Source organism: Methylobacterium sp. Leaf89 (assembly GCF_001422215.1).
GTDB lineage: Bacteria > Pseudomonadota > Alphaproteobacteria > Rhizobiales > Beijerinckiaceae > Methylobacterium.
In genome coordinates this window covers 184,094-199,805 of the sequence record NZ_LMML01000030.1, presented here as the reverse complement: position 1 = coordinate 199,805, position 15,712 = coordinate 184,094, and the positions used below count along the sequence as shown (strand labels likewise).

15 protein-coding genes and 1 tRNA gene are annotated in these 15,712 nt (G+C 67.8%); 4 read left to right on the top strand and 12 right to left on the bottom strand.

All coding sequences use genetic code 11. From position 1 onward, the window contains the following. Positions 1-17: 17 nt before the first annotated feature. The 6 genes from ASF18_RS21075 to ASF18_RS25115 form a co-directional block, all read right to left on the bottom strand. Positions 18-623 carry a K(+)-transporting ATPase subunit C gene (locus ASF18_RS21075; protein ID WP_056354948.1) on the bottom strand — a complete coding sequence of 202 codons (606 nt, stop codon included), beginning with the start codon at positions 621-623 and terminating at the stop codon, positions 18-20. Between the two features lie 34 nt (positions 624-657). Next, on the bottom strand, positions 658-2,751 hold the full coding sequence (gene kdpB, locus ASF18_RS21070; protein ID WP_056354945.1) for a potassium-transporting ATPase subunit KdpB: 2,094 nt from the start codon (positions 2,749-2,751) through the stop codon (positions 658-660). Positions 2,752-2,813: 62 nt separating this feature from the next. Continuing rightward, positions 2,814-3,029: a hypothetical protein gene (locus ASF18_RS21065; protein ID WP_056354942.1), complete on the bottom strand. Its 216-nt coding sequence runs from the start codon at positions 3,027-3,029 to the stop codon at positions 2,814-2,816. Position 3,030: 1 nt separating this feature from the next. After that, positions 3,031-4,746, bottom strand: a complete 1,716-nt coding sequence (kdpA, locus tag ASF18_RS21060) for a potassium-transporting ATPase subunit KdpA (protein ID WP_056354940.1) — start codon at positions 4,744-4,746, stop codon at positions 3,031-3,033. A gap of 13 nt (positions 4,747-4,759) precedes the next feature. Then, a complete protein-coding gene (locus tag ASF18_RS21055) occupies positions 4,760-4,849 on the bottom strand; it encodes a K(+)-transporting ATPase subunit F (RefSeq protein ID WP_036267122.1) in 90 nt (29 codons plus the stop codon). Positions 4,850-4,859: 10 nt separating this feature from the next. Continuing rightward, positions 4,860-4,994, bottom strand: a complete 135-nt coding sequence (locus tag ASF18_RS25115; RefSeq protein WP_264051079.1) for a hypothetical protein — start codon at positions 4,992-4,994, stop codon at positions 4,860-4,862. A 655-nt stretch (positions 4,995-5,649) separates the two neighbouring features. Here ASF18_RS25115 and ASF18_RS21050 point away from each other — a divergent pair. After that, a complete protein-coding gene (locus tag ASF18_RS21050) occupies positions 5,650-7,566 on the top strand; it encodes a potassium transporter Kup (protein WP_056354937.1) in 1,917 nt (638 codons plus the stop codon). 622 nt (positions 7,567-8,188) lie between these two features. Here the strand turns inward: ASF18_RS21050 and ASF18_RS21040 are convergent. The 5 genes from ASF18_RS21040 to ASF18_RS21020 form a co-directional block, all read right to left on the bottom strand. Then, positions 8,189-9,220 (bottom strand): CBASS cGAMP-activated phospholipase, encoded by a 1,032-nt coding sequence (locus ASF18_RS21040; RefSeq protein WP_056354931.1) that lies wholly within the window; start codon positions 9,218-9,220, stop codon positions 8,189-8,191. A 1-nt stretch (position 9,221) separates the two neighbouring features. Continuing rightward, the gene (locus tag ASF18_RS21035) at positions 9,222-9,575 is read right to left on the bottom strand and encodes a hypothetical protein (RefSeq protein ID WP_244472792.1); all 354 of its coding nucleotides are present in this window, start codon (positions 9,573-9,575) and stop codon (positions 9,222-9,224) included. A gap of 104 nt (positions 9,576-9,679) precedes the next feature. After that, complete coding sequence (locus ASF18_RS21030; protein ID WP_056354928.1) at positions 9,680-10,936, bottom strand: nucleotidyltransferase; 1,257 nt, start codon at positions 10,934-10,936, stop codon at positions 9,680-9,682. 149 nt (positions 10,937-11,085) lie between these two features. After that, positions 11,086-11,793 (bottom strand): ImmA/IrrE family metallo-endopeptidase, encoded by a 708-nt coding sequence (locus ASF18_RS21025; protein WP_244472791.1) that lies wholly within the window; start codon positions 11,791-11,793, stop codon positions 11,086-11,088. A 19-nt stretch (positions 11,794-11,812) separates the two neighbouring features. Further along, positions 11,813-12,130: a helix-turn-helix transcriptional regulator gene (locus ASF18_RS21020; protein ID WP_056355282.1), complete on the bottom strand. Its 318-nt coding sequence runs from the start codon at positions 12,128-12,130 to the stop codon at positions 11,813-11,815. A 350-nt stretch (positions 12,131-12,480) separates the two neighbouring features. Here ASF18_RS21020 and umuD point away from each other — a divergent pair, with 350 nt between their 5' ends. Both umuD and ASF18_RS21010 read left to right on the top strand, forming a co-directional pair. Further along, positions 12,481-12,909: a translesion error-prone DNA polymerase V autoproteolytic subunit gene (umuD, locus tag ASF18_RS21015; protein ID WP_056354922.1), complete on the top strand. Its 429-nt coding sequence runs from the start codon at positions 12,481-12,483 to the stop codon at positions 12,907-12,909. Further along, a complete protein-coding gene (locus ASF18_RS21010) occupies positions 12,906-14,195 on the top strand; it encodes a Y-family DNA polymerase (RefSeq protein ID WP_056354919.1) in 1,290 nt (429 codons plus the stop codon). The genes umuD and ASF18_RS21010 overlap by 4 nt, the downstream gene beginning before the upstream one ends. Before the next feature lie 213 nt (positions 14,196-14,408). Here the strand turns inward: ASF18_RS21010 and ASF18_RS21005 are convergent, their stop codons facing one another. After that, entirely contained in the window at positions 14,409-14,951 is a 543-nt protein-coding gene (locus ASF18_RS21005; RefSeq protein WP_056354917.1) for a hypothetical protein, read from the bottom strand. A 433-nt stretch (positions 14,952-15,384) separates the two neighbouring features. On the opposite strand from ASF18_RS21005, the gene ASF18_RS23995 reads away from it, so the two are divergent. Continuing rightward, positions 15,385-15,486: transfer RNA gene (locus ASF18_RS23995), tRNA-Leu, on the top strand. Positions 15,487-15,712: the final 226 nt, after the last annotated feature.

Genomic DNA, 15,712 nt, shown 5'->3' with positions numbered 1-15,712 from the left:
CCTGTCATGAGGCTGGCTTACTTCGAGTCTGAACCGTCCAAGGCGAGGTTCAGGGCGAGCACGTTCACGCGGGGCTCTCCGAGGATACCGAGGAAGCGACCCTGGACCTGGGCCCCCACCAGGGAGCGCACCCGATCCTCGGGCAGATTGCGCGCTTTGGCGACCCGGGGAACCTGGAACAGGGCTGCCTCGGGCGAGATGTCGGGATCGAGGCCCGAGCCGCTCGCCGTCACGAGGTCGACCGGCACGGTGGCACTAGGGTTCTCGGCCTTCAGGGCGTCGAGGTCGCCTTTGACCCGCTCGGCCAGGGCCGCGCTCGTCGGCCCGAGGTTGGAGCCAGATGAGTTCGCTGCGTTGTAGGGCGACGGCACGGTCTTGGTGGCGTCGGCCGGATCGGCGGCGCTCGTGGCCGAGGGACGACCGTGGAAGTATCCGTCTTGCGTGAAGGACTGCCCGATCAGGCTGGAGCCGACGACTTTGCCGTCGCGCTCGATCAGGCTGCCGGCGGCCTTGGCCGGGAAGATCGCCCCCGCGATGCCGGTCATCGCGAGGGGGTAGGCGAGGCCCGTCATCGCCGTCAGGGCGATCAGAAGGACGAAGGCGGGGCGAAGCTGGTTCAACATGGCGATGCTCCAAGAGGTGATCGGCGGGGACGGCTCAGACGAGGTGCAGGGCGGTGACCGCGAGGTCGATCGCCTTGATGCCGACGAAGGGCACGAGGATGCCGCCGAGCCCGTAGATCAGGAGGTTCCGGCGCAGCAGCGCCCCGGCGCCGACCGCCCGGTAGGACACGCCCTTCAGCGCCAGCGGGATCAGGACGACGATGATGAGGGCGTTGAAGATGATGGCCGAGAGGATCGCGCTCTCGGGCGAGGCGAGGCCCATGACGTTGAGGGCCTGGAGCTGCGGGTAGAGCACCAGGAACATGGCCGGGATGATGGCGAAATACTTGGCCACGTCGTTGGCGATGGAGAAGGTGGTCAGTGCCCCGCGGGTCATCAGGAGCTGCTTGCCGATGCCGACGATCTCGATGAGCTTTGTCGGGTCGCTGTCGAGGTCGACCATGTTGCCGGCCTCGCGGGCCGCCACCGTGCCGGTGTTCATCGCGACACCGACATCGGCCTGGGCCAGCGCCGGGGCGTCGTTGGTGCCGTCGCCGCACATGGCGACGAGCTTGCCCTGGGACTGCTCCTTGCGGATCAGCGCGAGCTTGTCCTCCGGGGTGGCCTGGGCGAGGAAGTCGTCGACGCCGGCCTCCGCCGCGATGGCGGCGGCGGTCATGGGGTTGTCGCCGGTGATCATCACCGTACGGATGCCCATCTGGCGCAGCTCCGCGAAGCGCTCGCGTATGCCGCCCTTCACGATGTCCTTGAGGTAGACGACGCCGAGAAGCCGGCCGTCCCGCGTCACGGCGAGCGGGGTGCCGCCCGCCTTGGCCACGTCCTCGGCAATGGACTGGATCTCGCGCACGGCCTCGTCGGCGACGCCGGGGCTGTAGGCCAGGGCCGCGCTCGATCCGCGTGTGGCCATCGGCTGCTGGCTCACCGACGCGATGATGGAATCGACGGCGCCCTTGCGGATGGAGGAACCGTCGAGGTCGACGCCGCTCATCCGGGTCTGGGCGGTGAACGGCACGAAGGTGGCGTTGAGGCTTCCCATGTCGCGGGCGCGGATGCCGTACTTCTCCTTGGCCAGCACCACGATGGAGCGACCCTCCGGGGTCTCGTCGGCCAGCGATGCCAACTGGGCGGCGTCGGCGAGGTCCTGCTCGGATACGCCGCGGACGGGACGGAACTCGATGGCCTGCCGGTTGCCCAGCGTGATCGTGCCGGTCTTATCCAGCAGCAGGGTATCGACGTCGCCAGCCGCCTCGACGGCGCGCCCCGACATGGCAAGGACGTTGAAGCGCACAAGGCGGTCCATGCCGGCGATGCCGATGGCGGACAGGAGCGCCCCGATGGTGGTGGGGATCAGGGTGACGAACAGTGCGACGAGCACGATGAGCGGGATCGATCCGCCGGCATAGGAGGCGAAGCTCGGGATCGAGGCGACGGCGAAGACGAAGATGATGGTCAGGCCCGCGAGCAGGATGTTGAGCGCGATCTCGTTCGGGGTCTTCTGTCGCGAGGCACCCTCCACCAGGGCGATCATCCGGTCGACGAAGGTCGAGCCGGCGGCGGCGGTGATCCGCACCCGGATCTCGTCGGAGAGCACCTGGGTGCCACCGGTGACCGCCGAGCGGTCGCCGCCGGATTCCCGGATCACCGGTGCTGATTCACCCGTGATTGCGGCCTCGTTGACCGAGGCGACGCCGAGGATCACCTCGCCGTCCGACGGGATGATGTCGCCGGCCTCGACCAGCACCACGTCGCCGACCTTGAGGTCGTTGCCGGGGATGGTCTCGAACTCCCGGCCGGCGCCCTTCAGGCGCTTGGCCATGGTCTCGGTGCGGGTGCGCCGGAGGCTGTCGGCCTGGGCCTTGCCGCGTCCCTCGGCGATGGCCTCGGCGAAGTTGGCGAACAGCACGGTGAACCACAGCCAGAGGATGATCTGGCCGGAGAAGGCGAGGTTCGCCCCGCCGGTCGCTACGTCACGGATGAACAGGACGGTGGTCAGCGCGGCCACGACCTCGACCACGAACATGACCGGGTTCTTGATCATCTTGCGTGGGTCGAGCTTGGTCAGGGCGCCGATGAGCGCCGGACCGACGAGAGCGGCGCTGAACAGGCTGGTGGAATTTGGGCGGGCCATTGCGGGTGTCCGATTGGAAGACGTCTTCAGGGTCGGCGCGGTCCCGCGCCGTGGAGCGGGGTTCAAGGTGCGAGCGCATCGCCGACGAGGGCGACCCCGGCCATCAGGCCGAGGGCGCCGAGCATGGCCAGGCCGAGCATGGCGAGGATGACGTCCGAAAGCCGAATGTCCTTTCGGTTGCGCTCGATCCGGCTCCAGGGCTGGGACCGCGGCCTGTGACGGGCCAGGGCGCGCCGCATCGCGGCGCGGTTGCGGGATGGCAGCATGGCGAGTTGCATCTCAGCCTCCCGCCGCGAAGGTCTGACCAAGGCCGCCGGCGAGGTGCTCGACGATCGGCCCGAGGGCCAGGGTGGGGAAGAACGTCAGTCCGCCGACGATGAGGATCACGCCGACGAGGAGCCCGACGAACAGGCCGCCGTGGGTCGGGAACGTCCCCGCGGAGGCCGGAACCGTCTTCTTGGCCGCCAACGACCCCGCGATGGCGAGCGCCGGGACGATCACGAAGAACCGCCCGAAGAGCATGCCGATACCCAGCGTCGTGTTGTAGAAAGCCGTGTTCGCCGTGAGCCCGCCGAAGGCTGAGCCGTTGTTGGCCGCCGCCGAGGTGAAGGCGTAGAGGATCTCCGAGAAGCCGTGCGGGCCGGCGTTGGCGGGCCCGGCGAGGCCGGCGGCGACCACGGTGGCCAGCGCGGTGAAGCCGAGCATTATCAGCGGCAGGCATAGGATGGCGAGCATCGCCATCTTGACCTCGCGGCCCTCGATCTTCTTGCCGAGATACTCGGGGGTCCGGCCGACCATCAGCCCGGCCACGAAGATCGTCACGATGACGAAGACCAGGATGCCGTAGAGGCCGGCGCCGACGCCGCCGACGATGATCTCGCCGAGCTGCATGTTGATCATCGGGATCATGCCGCCGAGCGCCGTGAAGCTGTCGTGCATGGCATTGACCGCGCCGCAGGACGCCGCCGTGGTCACCGCCGCGAACAGGGCGGACGCGACGATGCCGAAGCGGACCTCCTTGCCCTCCATGTTTCCCCCGGTGAGGCTGAAGGAATTGAGGACGGGACTGCCTGCGCTCTCAGCCCAATAGACCACCGCGGTTCCGGCGAGGAACAGCACGCCCATGGCGGACAGGATGGCCCAGCCCTGGCGCTCGTCGCCGACCATGCGGCCGAAGACGTTGGTCATCGCCGCGCCGATGGCGAAGATCGAGACCATCTGGACGAAGTTCGACAGCGTGGTCGGGTTCTCGAACGGGTGCGCGGCGTTGACGTTGAAGAAGCCACCGCCGTTGGTGCCGAGCATCTTGATCGCGACCTGGCTCGCCACCGGGCCGACCGCCAGGGTCTGCTTGGCGCCTTCCAGGGTCGTCGCCTCGACGGCACCGCCGAGCGTCTGCGGAATGCCCTGCCAGACGTAGAACAGGGTCAGCACCATGCAGAGCGGCAGCAGCACGTAGAGGGTGGTCCGGGTCAGATCGACCCAGAACGAGCCCACGGTCTTGGCCGAGGCCCGGGAGAAGCCGCGCACGAGGGCGACGGCGAGCGCGATGCCGGTGGCCGCCGACAGGAAGTTCTGGTGGGTCAGCCCCAGCATCTGGGTGAGGTACGACATCGTCGTCTCGCCGCCGTAGGACTGCCAGTTGGTGTTGGTGACGAAGCTCGTCGACGTGTTGAAGGCGAGGTCGGGCGCGACCGCCGACTGCCCGTCCGGATTGAACGGCAGCACCGCCTGGAAGCGCAGAAGCCCGTACAGGGCGAGGAAGCCGAGGACGTGGAAGGTCAGCATGGTCAGGGCGTAGGCCAGCCAGTGCTGCTCCTGCGAGGCGTTGATGCCGGCGACGCGGTAGAGCCCACGCTCGACGGGCGCGAGGACGGGAGACAGGAGGGTTCGCTCACCCGTGAACACGCGGGTCATGTAGCCGCCGAGGGGGCGTGCGAGCGCGACGACGACCGCGCAGAACAGCGCGATCTGGAACCAGCCGTTGAGGGTCATGGGAGGTGTTCCTTCAGAACCGCTCGGGGCGGACGAGGGCGTAGGTTAGGTAGCCGAGCAGCCCGAGGGTCACGAGGGCGCCGAGGGTGAGGTCGAGGGTCATGGCAGGTCCCTCAGAGGCGTTCGCAAAGGGCGGCGTAGCCGGCGGCCAGGCCGAAGAAGGCGAGCCCCACGGCGATGAAGGTCAGATCGAGCATGGTGCGTCCGTTTCGGTTCGGCGGACCGGTGCCATGACCGGTCGCGCTCATGACCTTGATGTGGCCCGGAACCGCATTAGGGTTCGAGAGGGACGAGAGGGCGATCTTATAAGGATCTCATCAGGATCGCCGGGACCATGACCCGCCGCGTCGCCTTCCTCGGTATTCCCGGCGGAAACAGCCGACGTCGGCTCATTCCGAAATCAGGGTCGATCGGCGCAATGCCTGGCGAAGCTCCGGGCAGCCGACGGGGCACTCGGCTTGCACGGATCTCGGACAGGCCGCCCTCCATACGGAGCGGTCAGCCTGGACGACGCCGTCGTTGCCGAGGTGGAAGCCGTGGAAGCGCACGCCGCAGGTACGGCACTGCGAGCGGATGTTGCGAAGTCGGTCCCGCGTCGGTTGCCGGTCGAAGGAATGGCGTTCGTCACGTGGCGCCTCTTGCCGGGACGGCAGCGGCTCCGTCGGGGCTTGGCGTCGTACGAAGACGTTCATGGAGATGGTTCGACCCTGCGCCGCGGATAAGGCAGGCGAACATCCTCGAACCCGCATAAGGGATCGAGATGGACCGATGGACATTCGCATAAGGATTTCGGTTCGACCGCCAGGGCGACGGCGCTTGCGCGGGCGACGAACAATCCTGGAGGCTTGGCCGTTATAGCCGGGCCGCGGTGATGACCGGTGGCCAAGCCAAGGGACACGACCCATGCCCACCAGCGTCACGACCCCCGTCCCATCGCCGAGGCCATCGGAGGCCGGGACTGGACATGCGCCGGGAGCCGGCTTTTGGACCCTCACCCTCGGTTCCGTCGGGGTGGTCTACGGCGACATCGGCACCAGCCCGCTCTACGCTCTGAAGGAGTCGCTCCATGCGGCCACCGGTGGCGCAGGGCACCATGCGCTGACCCGCGAGATCATCCTGGGCGTGATCTCGCTGATCCTGTGGGCGCTGATCCTCATCGTGACCGTCAAGTACGTGCTGATCGTCCTGCGGGCGGACAACGACGGCGAGGGCGGCACGCTGTCCCTCGTCGCCCTGGCGCAACGCGCACTTGGCCACCAGGGCGGGGCCGTCATCCTGATCGGCATGGCCGGCGCAGCCTTGTTCTACGGCGACGCCATCATCACCCCGGCCATCTCCGTCCTGTCCGCGGTCGAGGGCCTGAAGCTCGTCACGCCGACCTTCGAACCCTTCGTGCTGCCACTCAGCCTGGCCATCCTGATCGGCGTCTTCGTCGTCCAGAGCCATGGGACCGCCCGGGTTGCCACGTTCTTTGGCCCCATCACGGCCCTTTGGTTCCTTGCCATGGCGGTTGGCGGCTTGATCCATCTCGCCGGCGAACCCGGCATCCTCCATGCCTTCAATCCGGCGTACGGCGTGAGCTTCCTCCTAGGCCACGGAAGCGCGAGCCTGCTGGTCCTCGGCGCCGTGTTCCTCGCCGTCACCGGCGCAGAGGCGCTGTACGCGGACATGGGCCATTTCGGCGGAGGGCCGATCCGGACGGCATGGTTCGGCCTCGTCTTTCCGGCCCTCGCCCTCAACTACCTCGGACAGGGCGCCATGCTGCTCGCCCACCCGGAGAACATGGAGAACCCATTCTTCCTGCTCTACCCATCCTGGGCCCTGGTCCCGATGGTGCTGCTGGCCACGATGGCCACCGTCATCGCGAGCCAGGCGGTCATCACGGGGGCGTTCTCCATCACCCAGCAGGCGATGCAGCTGGGGCTGCTGCCGCGCATGCGGGTCCTGCGTACCTCCGAGACTGAGAGGGGCCAGATCTACATCCCGCAGGTGAATTGGTGGCTGCTCGTGGCGGTCGTCTTCCTGGTGGTGCTGTTCAAGTCCTCCACCGCACTGGCTGCGGCCTACGGGATCGCGGTCACCGGCAACATGGTCATCACGACGGCGCTGGTCTTCGTCGTGGCGTGGAAGGCGTGGAAGTGGTCGCCGGCGGTCGCGGCCTTGGTCCTGGCGCCGTTCCTGCTCATCGAGGGCGTGTTCCTGACGGGCAACGCCCTCAAGCTCCTCGACGGGGGCTGGCTTCCCCTGCTGGTGGGTGCTGTGCTCGTGACGATGATGTGGACGTGGCGCACCGGCTCCCTCTTCATCACCAGGGAGATCCACCGCGACCGTCTCCCCCTCTCCGACTTCATCGGGACGGCCACGAACGGGACGATCCAGCGCGTGCCTGGAACGGCCGTCTTCCTGACCGGCACGCTCGGCGACACGCCCGGCGCCCTGCTGCACAACGTAAGGCACAACCGCGTACTTCACGCGGAGAACATCATCGTGACGGTCGTGACGGAGGATACGCCGCGCATCGTCGGCGGGGAGCGCGTCCGGGTCGAGCAGTTGTCTGAGACCGTCAGCCGGGCCAGCGTCCGGTTCGGGTTCATGGAACTCCCCGACCTTCCGGCGGCGTTGGCGCAGGCCGGCCTGGACAGGGGCGAGCTATCCTACTTCCTGACCCGGCGCGTCCTGGTGGCGTCGTCGGAGACCGGGATGCCGGTCTGGCAGGACCGGATCTACATCGCGATGGCACAGGCGGCCACGGACGCGTCGCGCTATTTCCGCATCCCGGTCGACCGCGCCGTGGAGATCGGGTCCCAGATCAGAATCTGACGACGGTCGACGACGAGGTTCGCCCGTCGTTGGTGAACCCATGCCATAGGCGCTGCGGGCACGCCCGCGAAAGGTCGTCGCCCCGTCCCACGTCCTGCGGCGCCGTCCGTCGCATCAACATCCGGCAGGCATAGGCCTTCGCCCGGTATGCGGACCTGCGGGTGTGCGCGGCTGGATCCTGACCGGTTTCGGGCCACTCCCGGTGCAGGTCGAAAAAGGCCCGGAGGCGCAACGCGGTCTCATCCATTGGCCCGTCCACGCTCGAGGAGCGAGGCGACTTCGGCATGGGTGGTGGGTCCGGCCGCAGCCGGAAGCGCGCGGGGGTTCCGCCCGTATCCTACCGCTTCCCCTGCCTTGTTCGCCTGCCCTTCATGATCGTGACAACCACCAACCTGAATGCTCGGTCCGCCTTTTCTAATTCCGGCAGCGGGAAACGATTGCCGCGCGGATGCGGGCGTCGGACGAGGCCCTGGCCCGGCCCGGCCCGGCCCGGTCCGGCTCGGCTCGGCGTGGCGGAGGCGGAGATGGGACGGCTGCGCGGGCGGCTGGACCTGCCGGATGGCCGACCGCCCGCATCGTGACGCGCGGACCCGGAATGGCCGACCCTCGGCCGGGGGCCCTCCTAGAGAGGGAGGGGACAGGGGGTATAGGGAGCCGCCTCGTCGCCGAGGAAGACCCTCGCGATCTCGCGGCCCGACGCCTCGACGAGGGATCGGGCCATGGCCGGAAGCTCCGCGGTGGCCCGGCGATGATCGTCCAGGGCGATCGCGTTCGAGCTCTCGGGCGCATCGATCCGCATGACCCGGTCCTTGCCGACGAGGAGGCCGGCCTGGCCGAGGGCGTTGTGGGACTGCGCCCGCATCGCCGCGAGGATGACCCCCTTCCACTGGAAGAGGCCGCCCCGCGCCTTCGCCTGGTCGACCGTGAACGCCGTCTCGCCGCAGCCGAGGCTGAGGATCTCGATCTGGCCTCGCCCGACATCGTAGCACGCGAGCGCGTCGACGAGCGCGTTCATGACCGGGTTATTGGCCCAAAGACCGCCGTCGACCATCACGTAGCCGTTGTTCGGAAGCGCCTCGAAGTAGGTTGGGGCGGCGGCGGTCGAGAGGCCGACCTTCACCATGCGTTCGAAGCGGTCCTTCCGGTAATCCGGATGATGCGGCGTCTTGAAGATCCATGGCTCCCCATGCCGACCTTCGAACGAGGGGATGCAAAGTCTCGTCCGTGCATCGCCGAAGGGGGCGTCGCCGAAGATCCGGAGCAGCTCCTCCTCCAGCGGCGCGCGGTCGTATGCGTAGCGATGGGTTCGCCGCAGCGATCGCACGATGCGGCCGACCCGGGTGGGTGGCGGGAAGATGTTCGATCCACGTTCGACGTAGATGTCGCGCACGTCGCCGGCCGTCCGGCCATGGGCGAGGCCAAGGGCGATGATGCCGCCGGTGCTCGTTCCGGCGATCATGTCGAAATGGCCGGCGATCGACCTGCCGCCGAGGAAGCGGTGTTCGAGTTCGGCCAGGACCGAGGCCGGAAGGATGCCGCAGATCCCCCCGCCATCGATCGAGAGGATGCGGAAGGGCCTGTCGGCGGGCCATGGTTGGCGGATCCGGCGGCCTTGGTGGGTGTCGTCGGAACGCCGGGGCGGAACGTAAGTCATGTCAGTTCCCTGCCCGTGCGAGTTGGAGGTGACGTCCGCCGCCGGTCCATTCGCCGGTCGCTCTCCATCCCTCGTAGCAAACCAGCCAATCCACGGACCAACGCAACGTCGTCTCGGCGATCAGGTCGAAGGGCGTCCACTGGGAGGTCTCGAAGTCGAACAGGCACAGGCTCGGATTGTCCCGGGCGTCCCAATAGACGTGGGGCAGTTTTCCCTCGGGGTCGCCGTTCCGACGCCTGAGTTCCGGCGAGACGACACGCACCCTCGGCTGCTGGCGCAGGAGAGCGAACCTCTCGACGATGAGGGGAACCCTGTAGAGGACCTCGATCTCGTAGCGCGCCATGAGGGGTCGCATCGGCCCGCTCCAAGTCGCGGACCGATCGTCGATCCGGTGCATGCGGAAGGAGGGCCAGAGCCGCAGCATAGCGGCGGCCTGGTCGGCGATGCTCGGGAAGCCTTTCACCGCCGGAGGTCCCCCATGAAGGTATGGGCGCGCGCCGCGGCCGGCATCGAAGCGGAAGCCGCCCCGGCTCCGATGATGCGGGGTGCGCTCGGCACGTAGAGGGCGCCGCGGGGCGTGTAGGCCTGCGCGGAGTGGCGGATGCCGCTGCCGAGCCGCAGGTTGAACGCCTTCATCGATCGGGAGACGACGGAGTCCCCGAATTGAAGGCGCAGCCAATCCTGCGCATCCTCCAGGGAGGCCCCCCGGCGGATGGCTTCCAGACCGTCGGCGAGCCTGGTGAGATGTGCGGCGTATCCGTCCTGCTGCCCGAGGTTCTCGGGCCAGCGATCGGTGAACCGGTCGTCGGCATAGACGGGGTTCACGACCGAGACCTTCTCCCGCCTGGCCGAGGCGGCGTGGATCATCCGCGCGATCGTGCGGCACAGCCGGATCACTATGTCGGAAAGCGGTGTGCCGGGGCTCGCCGAATGGCCGGCGATGCAGCTCAGCATCACCGACGGCGGGATGCGGCCCTCGAAGCCCGCGTAGATTACGTTGCGATGCCTCTTGAGCAACTGGAGCGCGACGGTGGTCACGCTTTTGACGATCAGCGGCACTTGGCCTGGGACCTCGTCGAACTGGGCGTCGGCACGGATCTCGATGCCGGCGGCCTCGTAGATCCGCCGGTTGACGGCATCGGCGAAGCGACGTTCGACGGGCGTGAGCTGGTTGTACCAGCCGCCGAACCCGTAGGCGTTCATCGGCACGTGCCGCCCTTCGTGCGAGGGCCTGTCGGGACTGCTATGGAAAATGTGGCTTTCCCGTTCCGCCCCATGCGGCAGGAGCGAGGATGGGGTGACGTCGACGTGCATGCCGTCGGCGAAGAAGACCGTGACGCACCGGGTCTGACGCTCGACCGGTTTGGAGGTCGGGTAGTCGCGCAGGGCCGCGTGGACGAGGTCGAGGACCGCCCCGGGGGGAGCCTCGTGGTGGACGTCGAGTTCCGCGACGTAGTCGAGGTCGTACTCCTCGTCCGTCCCTCGCGTGGAGATGGTGGCGTCGATGGCCATCGACCCCTGCGGATAGAAGCGCCGGACCCGGTCCTTCAGGGAGCTCCCGTCGCGTTCCATGTGCTTGCAGACCGATTCGCCGCGTCCGCACGCCTTTTCGTGCAATCCCGGCGGAAGCTGCACGCGCACGGCGATATCGATGAGGAGGGCATCGAGCGGTTCCGCAAGGGGATCGGTCTCGAAGTTCGGCGTCATGCGGTTCATGTCGTTCTTTCGGTACGAGGGGCCAGGCCCGCCGCTATCGGGGCGCGCCGCTCCGACGACCGCATCTCGCTATGCCGAATCGCCGATATGCTGATCAGCGTAGTTCGGGTCTGAGGAAGGAGTCAACAGCCCCGTTCGAACGAACGGGGTCAGCCGAAAAGCGTCGGGACCCTGGGCGTGGAACTGATGTAGTTCAGCTTCAGGAGGCGCACGCGTGCCGCGTCCCTTGAGACCTGGAAACGAGCCCGCAGCGCCTCGATCATCGCATCGGATACGCCCTCGCCGACCTGGTACGGCGCCAGGGCGTCCTGGGCGGCGAGGATGGGTGCGAGCAGGCCCCGGATCGCGCCGACGGGCATGAGGTAGCTGCCCGAGGCGTAGCAGGCCTGCCATTCGAGCCAGTCGCCTTTCGGCGCATCGAGCATCGTATCGCGCTTGCAGACCAGGCGATGCTCGCGGGCATGTTCGAACATGTCGCCGGGAGTGAAGGCCGCCTGGAAAAGCCCGTCGTGGAGACGGACATGCCCAAGCTCGTGCGCCAGCGTCGTCCTGTACCGGTTCTCGCGGCGGGTATCGGTCGACAGGGGCTTGGAGATCTCGATGTCGGGGATCGCGCCGCTCTTGAAGCGGGTCACCCCCTCGACGTCGTGTCCGTCCGGCGTGAGGTCGGCGTAGACGTCCAACACGTCGACATGCTGCTCGATGAGCACGGTCAGGTCATCGGTCGAGATCGGGTACTCGACCTTGCCCCTGTGGCGCATGAGGAAACCGGCCACGAGCGTCTCGCATTCGCGATCGATCTCCTCCTGCCTGAAGTGCGGCCGCCTGCGGAACCGCCTCGTCTCGTCCGGCACCATCATCACCATGGCCGCTCCCCTACCCGCCGCTTTTCCTGAACGCGCTGATGATCTGGGTGGCCGTCTCGGGACTGACGCCCGCATCGCGCGCATACTTCGGCAGGGTTCCGGCCAGATAGAAAAGGTACTCCGGCGAGACGTCCAGCGCGGTCGCGAACTGGGTGATGATGTGGTCGGAAGTGGGATTGCGGCGATCCCGCTCGATGTCGTTCAGGTATTGCGCGGAAATGGGCTTGCCGTCCTCCTCCCGCGCGATGCGGGCCGCAAGGTCCTTCTGGCTTATGCCCTTCGCCTTGCGTTGGCTGACGATGTAAGACCCGAAGGTCGCCGGGGTCATGGATGATGCCTTGCCGTTCACGAATACGCTGATTAGCATACCCCCGTTGGAAAGCTTCAGCCAGCGCGCTCGACGTGCGGGTTGGCGCTTAGGTTAAGCGTACCGGTACGTCCCGGGTCGTCGCCCGCTTCGTGTGTCTTCTTTGACACGATGGAGCGGCGCCGAGCCTGCCTGCGTGCGGGGTGGGTCCGTATCACGGGACACGCGCACGGCTCCCTCCGGGTGACGTAGACCGTTCCAGGGTCCGTCCATAGGTTGCCCCCTATTTCCGTCGCCGCAAGCGTGGCCGCTTGTGCGGAACCCGGCCAATGTGTTCTGCTTTTGTTCCGAAGGATTCGCGGAGCGCGGGCATGCAGGTCTACGACGTCGTTATCGGCTTCCCCATGCCGGTCCCCCTCCTGGCGACGCCCGTGCGGGCCGGCTTCCCCAGCCCGGCCGACGATTTCATCGAGGAGGAGATCGACCTCCAGCGCCTGCTGATCGTGAGCCGGCCGGCGACCTTCCTGGTGCGCGTGGCCGGAGACAGCATGCTGCTGGCCCGCCTGCACGACGGGGATCTCGCCGTCGTCGACCGCTCGCTGACCCCGCGCAACGGCGACGTCGTCGTGGTCGACATCGACGGCGAGCGCTCCTTCAAGGTCTGGAAGCGCCAGGGCCCCCGGGTGACCCTGCATTTCGCCAACCCGCGCTTCCCGGAGTTCCGGCTCTCGCCCGACGCCGTCATCGAGGTCTGGGGCGTGGTCTCCAGCTCGGTGAGCCCGAGGCGCCGCTCGGAATGAGCGCCCGGGCCTACGCCCTCTCGGACGGCAACAGCTTCTACTGCTCGTGCGAGCGGGTCTTCGATGCGCGCCTGGCGAAGCTGCCGGTGATCGTGCTGTCGAACAACGACGGCTGCGCCATCGCCCGGACCAACGAGGCCAAGGCGCTCGGCATCGGCATGGGCGAGCCGTGGTTCAAGATCCGCCACATGTGCCGGCAGAAGGGCGTGCGGGTCTACTCCTCGAACTACGCCCTCTACGGCGACATGTCCGCCCGGGTGAACGCCGTCTACCAGGGGTTCTCCCCCCGCATCGAAATCTACTCCATCGACGAGAGTTTTTTGGACATCTCGGATGTGCGCCCTGCCGAGCGGGCGATCCTCTGCCGAGACATGCGCGAGACCGTCAGGGCCTGGACGGGGATCCCCACCTGCGTCGGGATCGGCTCCACGAAGACCCTCGCGAAGCTCGCCAACCACATCGCGAAAAAAAATCCCGCGCTGGGGGGCGTGTGCGACCTGACCGATCCCGAGCAGTACGACCATTGGATCATCCGGGTGCCGGTGGCCGACATCTGGGGGGTGGGCCCGGCGAACGCCCGGCGCCTGGAGGCGCTGGGATGCGACAGCGCCGCGGACGTGCGCGACCTCGACCCGCGCGCCGCCCGCATGGCCATGACTGTCGTGGGCGAGCGCCTTGTGCACGAGCTGCGCGGGACGGCCTGCCTCGACCTGGAGACGTTGGCGGCGACCCGGAAGGGCTGCGCGGTCACCCGGTCCTTCTCGGAACGGGTCGAGGACCGGGCCACCATGGAGCAGGCCGTGGCGACGCATGCGTCCAGGCTCGGCGAGAAGCTCCGGCGCGAAGGGTTGGCGACCAACCACGTCACGGTCTTCTTTCACACCTCGGAGCACGACCGGGGCCGGCCACAGCGCTCGGTCTCGACCGTCGTCACGTTGCCGGAAGCGACCAACGACTCGCTCGCGCTCGTGAAGGCCGCGACCCACGGCGTCCGGAAGACGTGGCGGGACGGGTACCGCTATTCCAAGGCCGGGGTCGTGACGACCGACTTGGCGCCTCTCGTCTCGTCGCAGCGAGCCATGCCCGGCCTAGGACAGATCGACCGCGAGATGGGCGCGGCTCTTATGGAGGCGCTCGACGCCTGCAATCGCCGCTTCGGACGGGGAGCGGTCGTACCAGGCACGGCAGGGTTTGCGCCCAAGCGGGACTGGTCGACAAAGTTCGAGATGCGCTCCCCCCGGTACACGACCCGGCTCGAAGAGCTTCCGGTTGTGGCGGCGGCCTGAGCCGCCCGCATCGCCGTCGAGGCGTCCGCGTCAATGCTCTCATATCCGCTGCAAAGCCTGATTTGACAGGGAACTGCCATCAAATGCCTTCAGCGCTGTCAGATACCCCCGTCCCACTGACAACCTTTGGGTAGCCCAGCAACAGTAGGCCGGAGGGGCTCTCCCATTTGAAACCGGATTAAGACAGAAACGGCGATCCGTCTTAATCTGGTTTCACATGGCGGCATGCCGATCGCACCGGGTCCGCCACCGGCCGTCCCGCCGCATGGTGCCCGGCGCCCCGCAGGCCTCGCAGGTCCGAAGCGCCGCCTCCCTAACCGGTTCCTTGATCCCGTCCATGGCGTCGAACTCCGCATGGACCCAGGCACCGACCGGGTAGAACTTGGCGTCGAGCCCGCCGAACTTCTCCCGGACGAGGGGGACGACGACGCTCATGCCGGCGAGCCGATCGAACAGGGCTTCCAGGATCGGCTGCCAGCCCACGCCGACGGTGACCTCGGCGTCCCGGGCGAGCACCGGGTACCGGGCCTTCAGGTCCTCGACGTTGACCCGCCGCATCAGGATCTCGGCCTCGATCGCGGCGGCCTCCGCCTCCCAGAAGGCCGCCTCCGCCGCGGGCGCGTCCGGATCCCCGGCGGCGGCCAGGTCCCGTGCCCGGCGGCCGAGGCTCCAGACCTCGACGGCGGCGCGGTCCTCGGGGGACAGCCGCGCGAGGCGCTCCTCTCGGGACGGGCGGGCTTCGGTCGTATCAGCCATCTCGGCGCTCCCCCTGCGATCCTGTCCTCCACTAGGGACGCAACCGCGGCGGCCGCCGTGTCAGCCTCCGCCCCGTGCGGGACGACCTGGTGGGCAAGGGCCCTCCCCGTCACCGGGTCGGCCACGATGACGGTCGACCGCTCGGTCCCCACGAGCACGCGCACGGTGAGCTCGACGAGGCGCCCGGATCCGGGGCCGTCCTCGATGGGGTAGAGGTCGGCAACGCGTTCACCGGGGCGGCCGGGACGATCAGGCATGCACCGAACCTCGCGCCGTCGGAGCCCAAGGGCAAGCCCGGGCGGGTGCGGAGGGGCCTTGGCACTGTCACGGCGGCGGTCCACAAACGTTCTCGGGCCACATGTCGGCCACAGGTTTGGTCCCGACGGCCACGGATTGCGGCGCATGAACGTGAATGAACGAATGCGAAACCAGTCGCGGTGTAGAGGGGAAACCGAAACCCCCGCGGGGACGGACACCGAACGTACCCACGTTCGGGACGTGGGGGTCGCAGGTTCAAATCCTGCCACTCCGACCAGTATCATCAAGACCCTGTCTTTCCCGAGATCATCGAACATCAGAAGCTGTCCGGCTTCTCGCGCGGATCATCCTGATGGAAGCGCCTCGCGACGTCACGATCTCGGCCGATCGACGTCCCTCTTCGCCTGAAAATTCGGCCCGCGCGTTCGCGTGACAGGCAAGCCCCTGTCCGCTCGGACTGTCCGTCTGGAGTGAGGCGATCGCACGTTGGGGGTACGTCGGTG

Coding starts and splice junctions, on each gene's coding strand:
- ASF18_RS21020 (WP_056355282.1), bottom strand. CDS start 12,130: ATGACCCCGGCGACCTTCGGGTCTTACATCGTCAGCCAACGCAAGGCG.
- umuD (WP_056354922.1), top strand. CDS start 12,481: ATGCAGGTCTACGACGTCGTTATCGGCTTCCCCATGCCGGTCCCCCTC.
- ASF18_RS21075 (WP_056354948.1), bottom strand. CDS start 623: ATGTTGAACCAGCTTCGCCCCGCCTTCGTCCTTCTGATCGCCCTGACG.
- ASF18_RS21065 (WP_056354942.1), bottom strand. CDS start 3,029: ATGCAACTCGCCATGCTGCCATCCCGCAACCGCGCCGCGATGCGGCGC.
- ASF18_RS21040 (WP_056354931.1), bottom strand. CDS start 9,220: ATGACTTACGTTCCGCCCCGGCGTTCCGACGACACCCACCAAGGCCGC.
- ASF18_RS21025 (WP_244472791.1), bottom strand. CDS start 11,793: ATGGTGCCGGACGAGACGAGGCGGTTCCGCAGGCGGCCGCACTTCAGG.
- kdpB (WP_056354945.1), bottom strand. CDS start 2,751: ATGGCCCGCCCAAATTCCACCAGCCTGTTCAGCGCCGCTCTCGTCGGT.
- ASF18_RS25115 (WP_264051079.1), bottom strand. CDS start 4,994: ATGAGCGCGACCGGTCATGGCACCGGTCCGCCGAACCGAAACGGACGC.
- ASF18_RS21035 (WP_244472792.1), bottom strand. CDS start 9,575: ATGCGACCCCTCATGGCGCGCTACGAGATCGAGGTCCTCTACAGGGTT.
- ASF18_RS21005 (WP_056354917.1), bottom strand. CDS start 14,951: ATGGCTGATACGACCGAAGCCCGCCCGTCCCGAGAGGAGCGCCTCGCG.
- kdpA (WP_056354940.1), bottom strand. CDS start 4,746: ATGACCCTCAACGGCTGGTTCCAGATCGCGCTGTTCTGCGCGGTCGTC.
- ASF18_RS21010 (WP_056354919.1), top strand. CDS start 12,906: ATGAGCGCCCGGGCCTACGCCCTCTCGGACGGCAACAGCTTCTACTGC.
- ASF18_RS21055 (WP_036267122.1), bottom strand. CDS start 4,849: ATGACCCTCGACCTCACCCTCGGCGCCCTCGTGACCCTCGGGCTGCTC.
- ASF18_RS21050 (WP_056354937.1), top strand. CDS start 5,650: ATGCCCACCAGCGTCACGACCCCCGTCCCATCGCCGAGGCCATCGGAG.
- ASF18_RS21030 (WP_056354928.1), bottom strand. CDS start 10,936: ATGAACCGCATGACGCCGAACTTCGAGACCGATCCCCTTGCGGAACCG.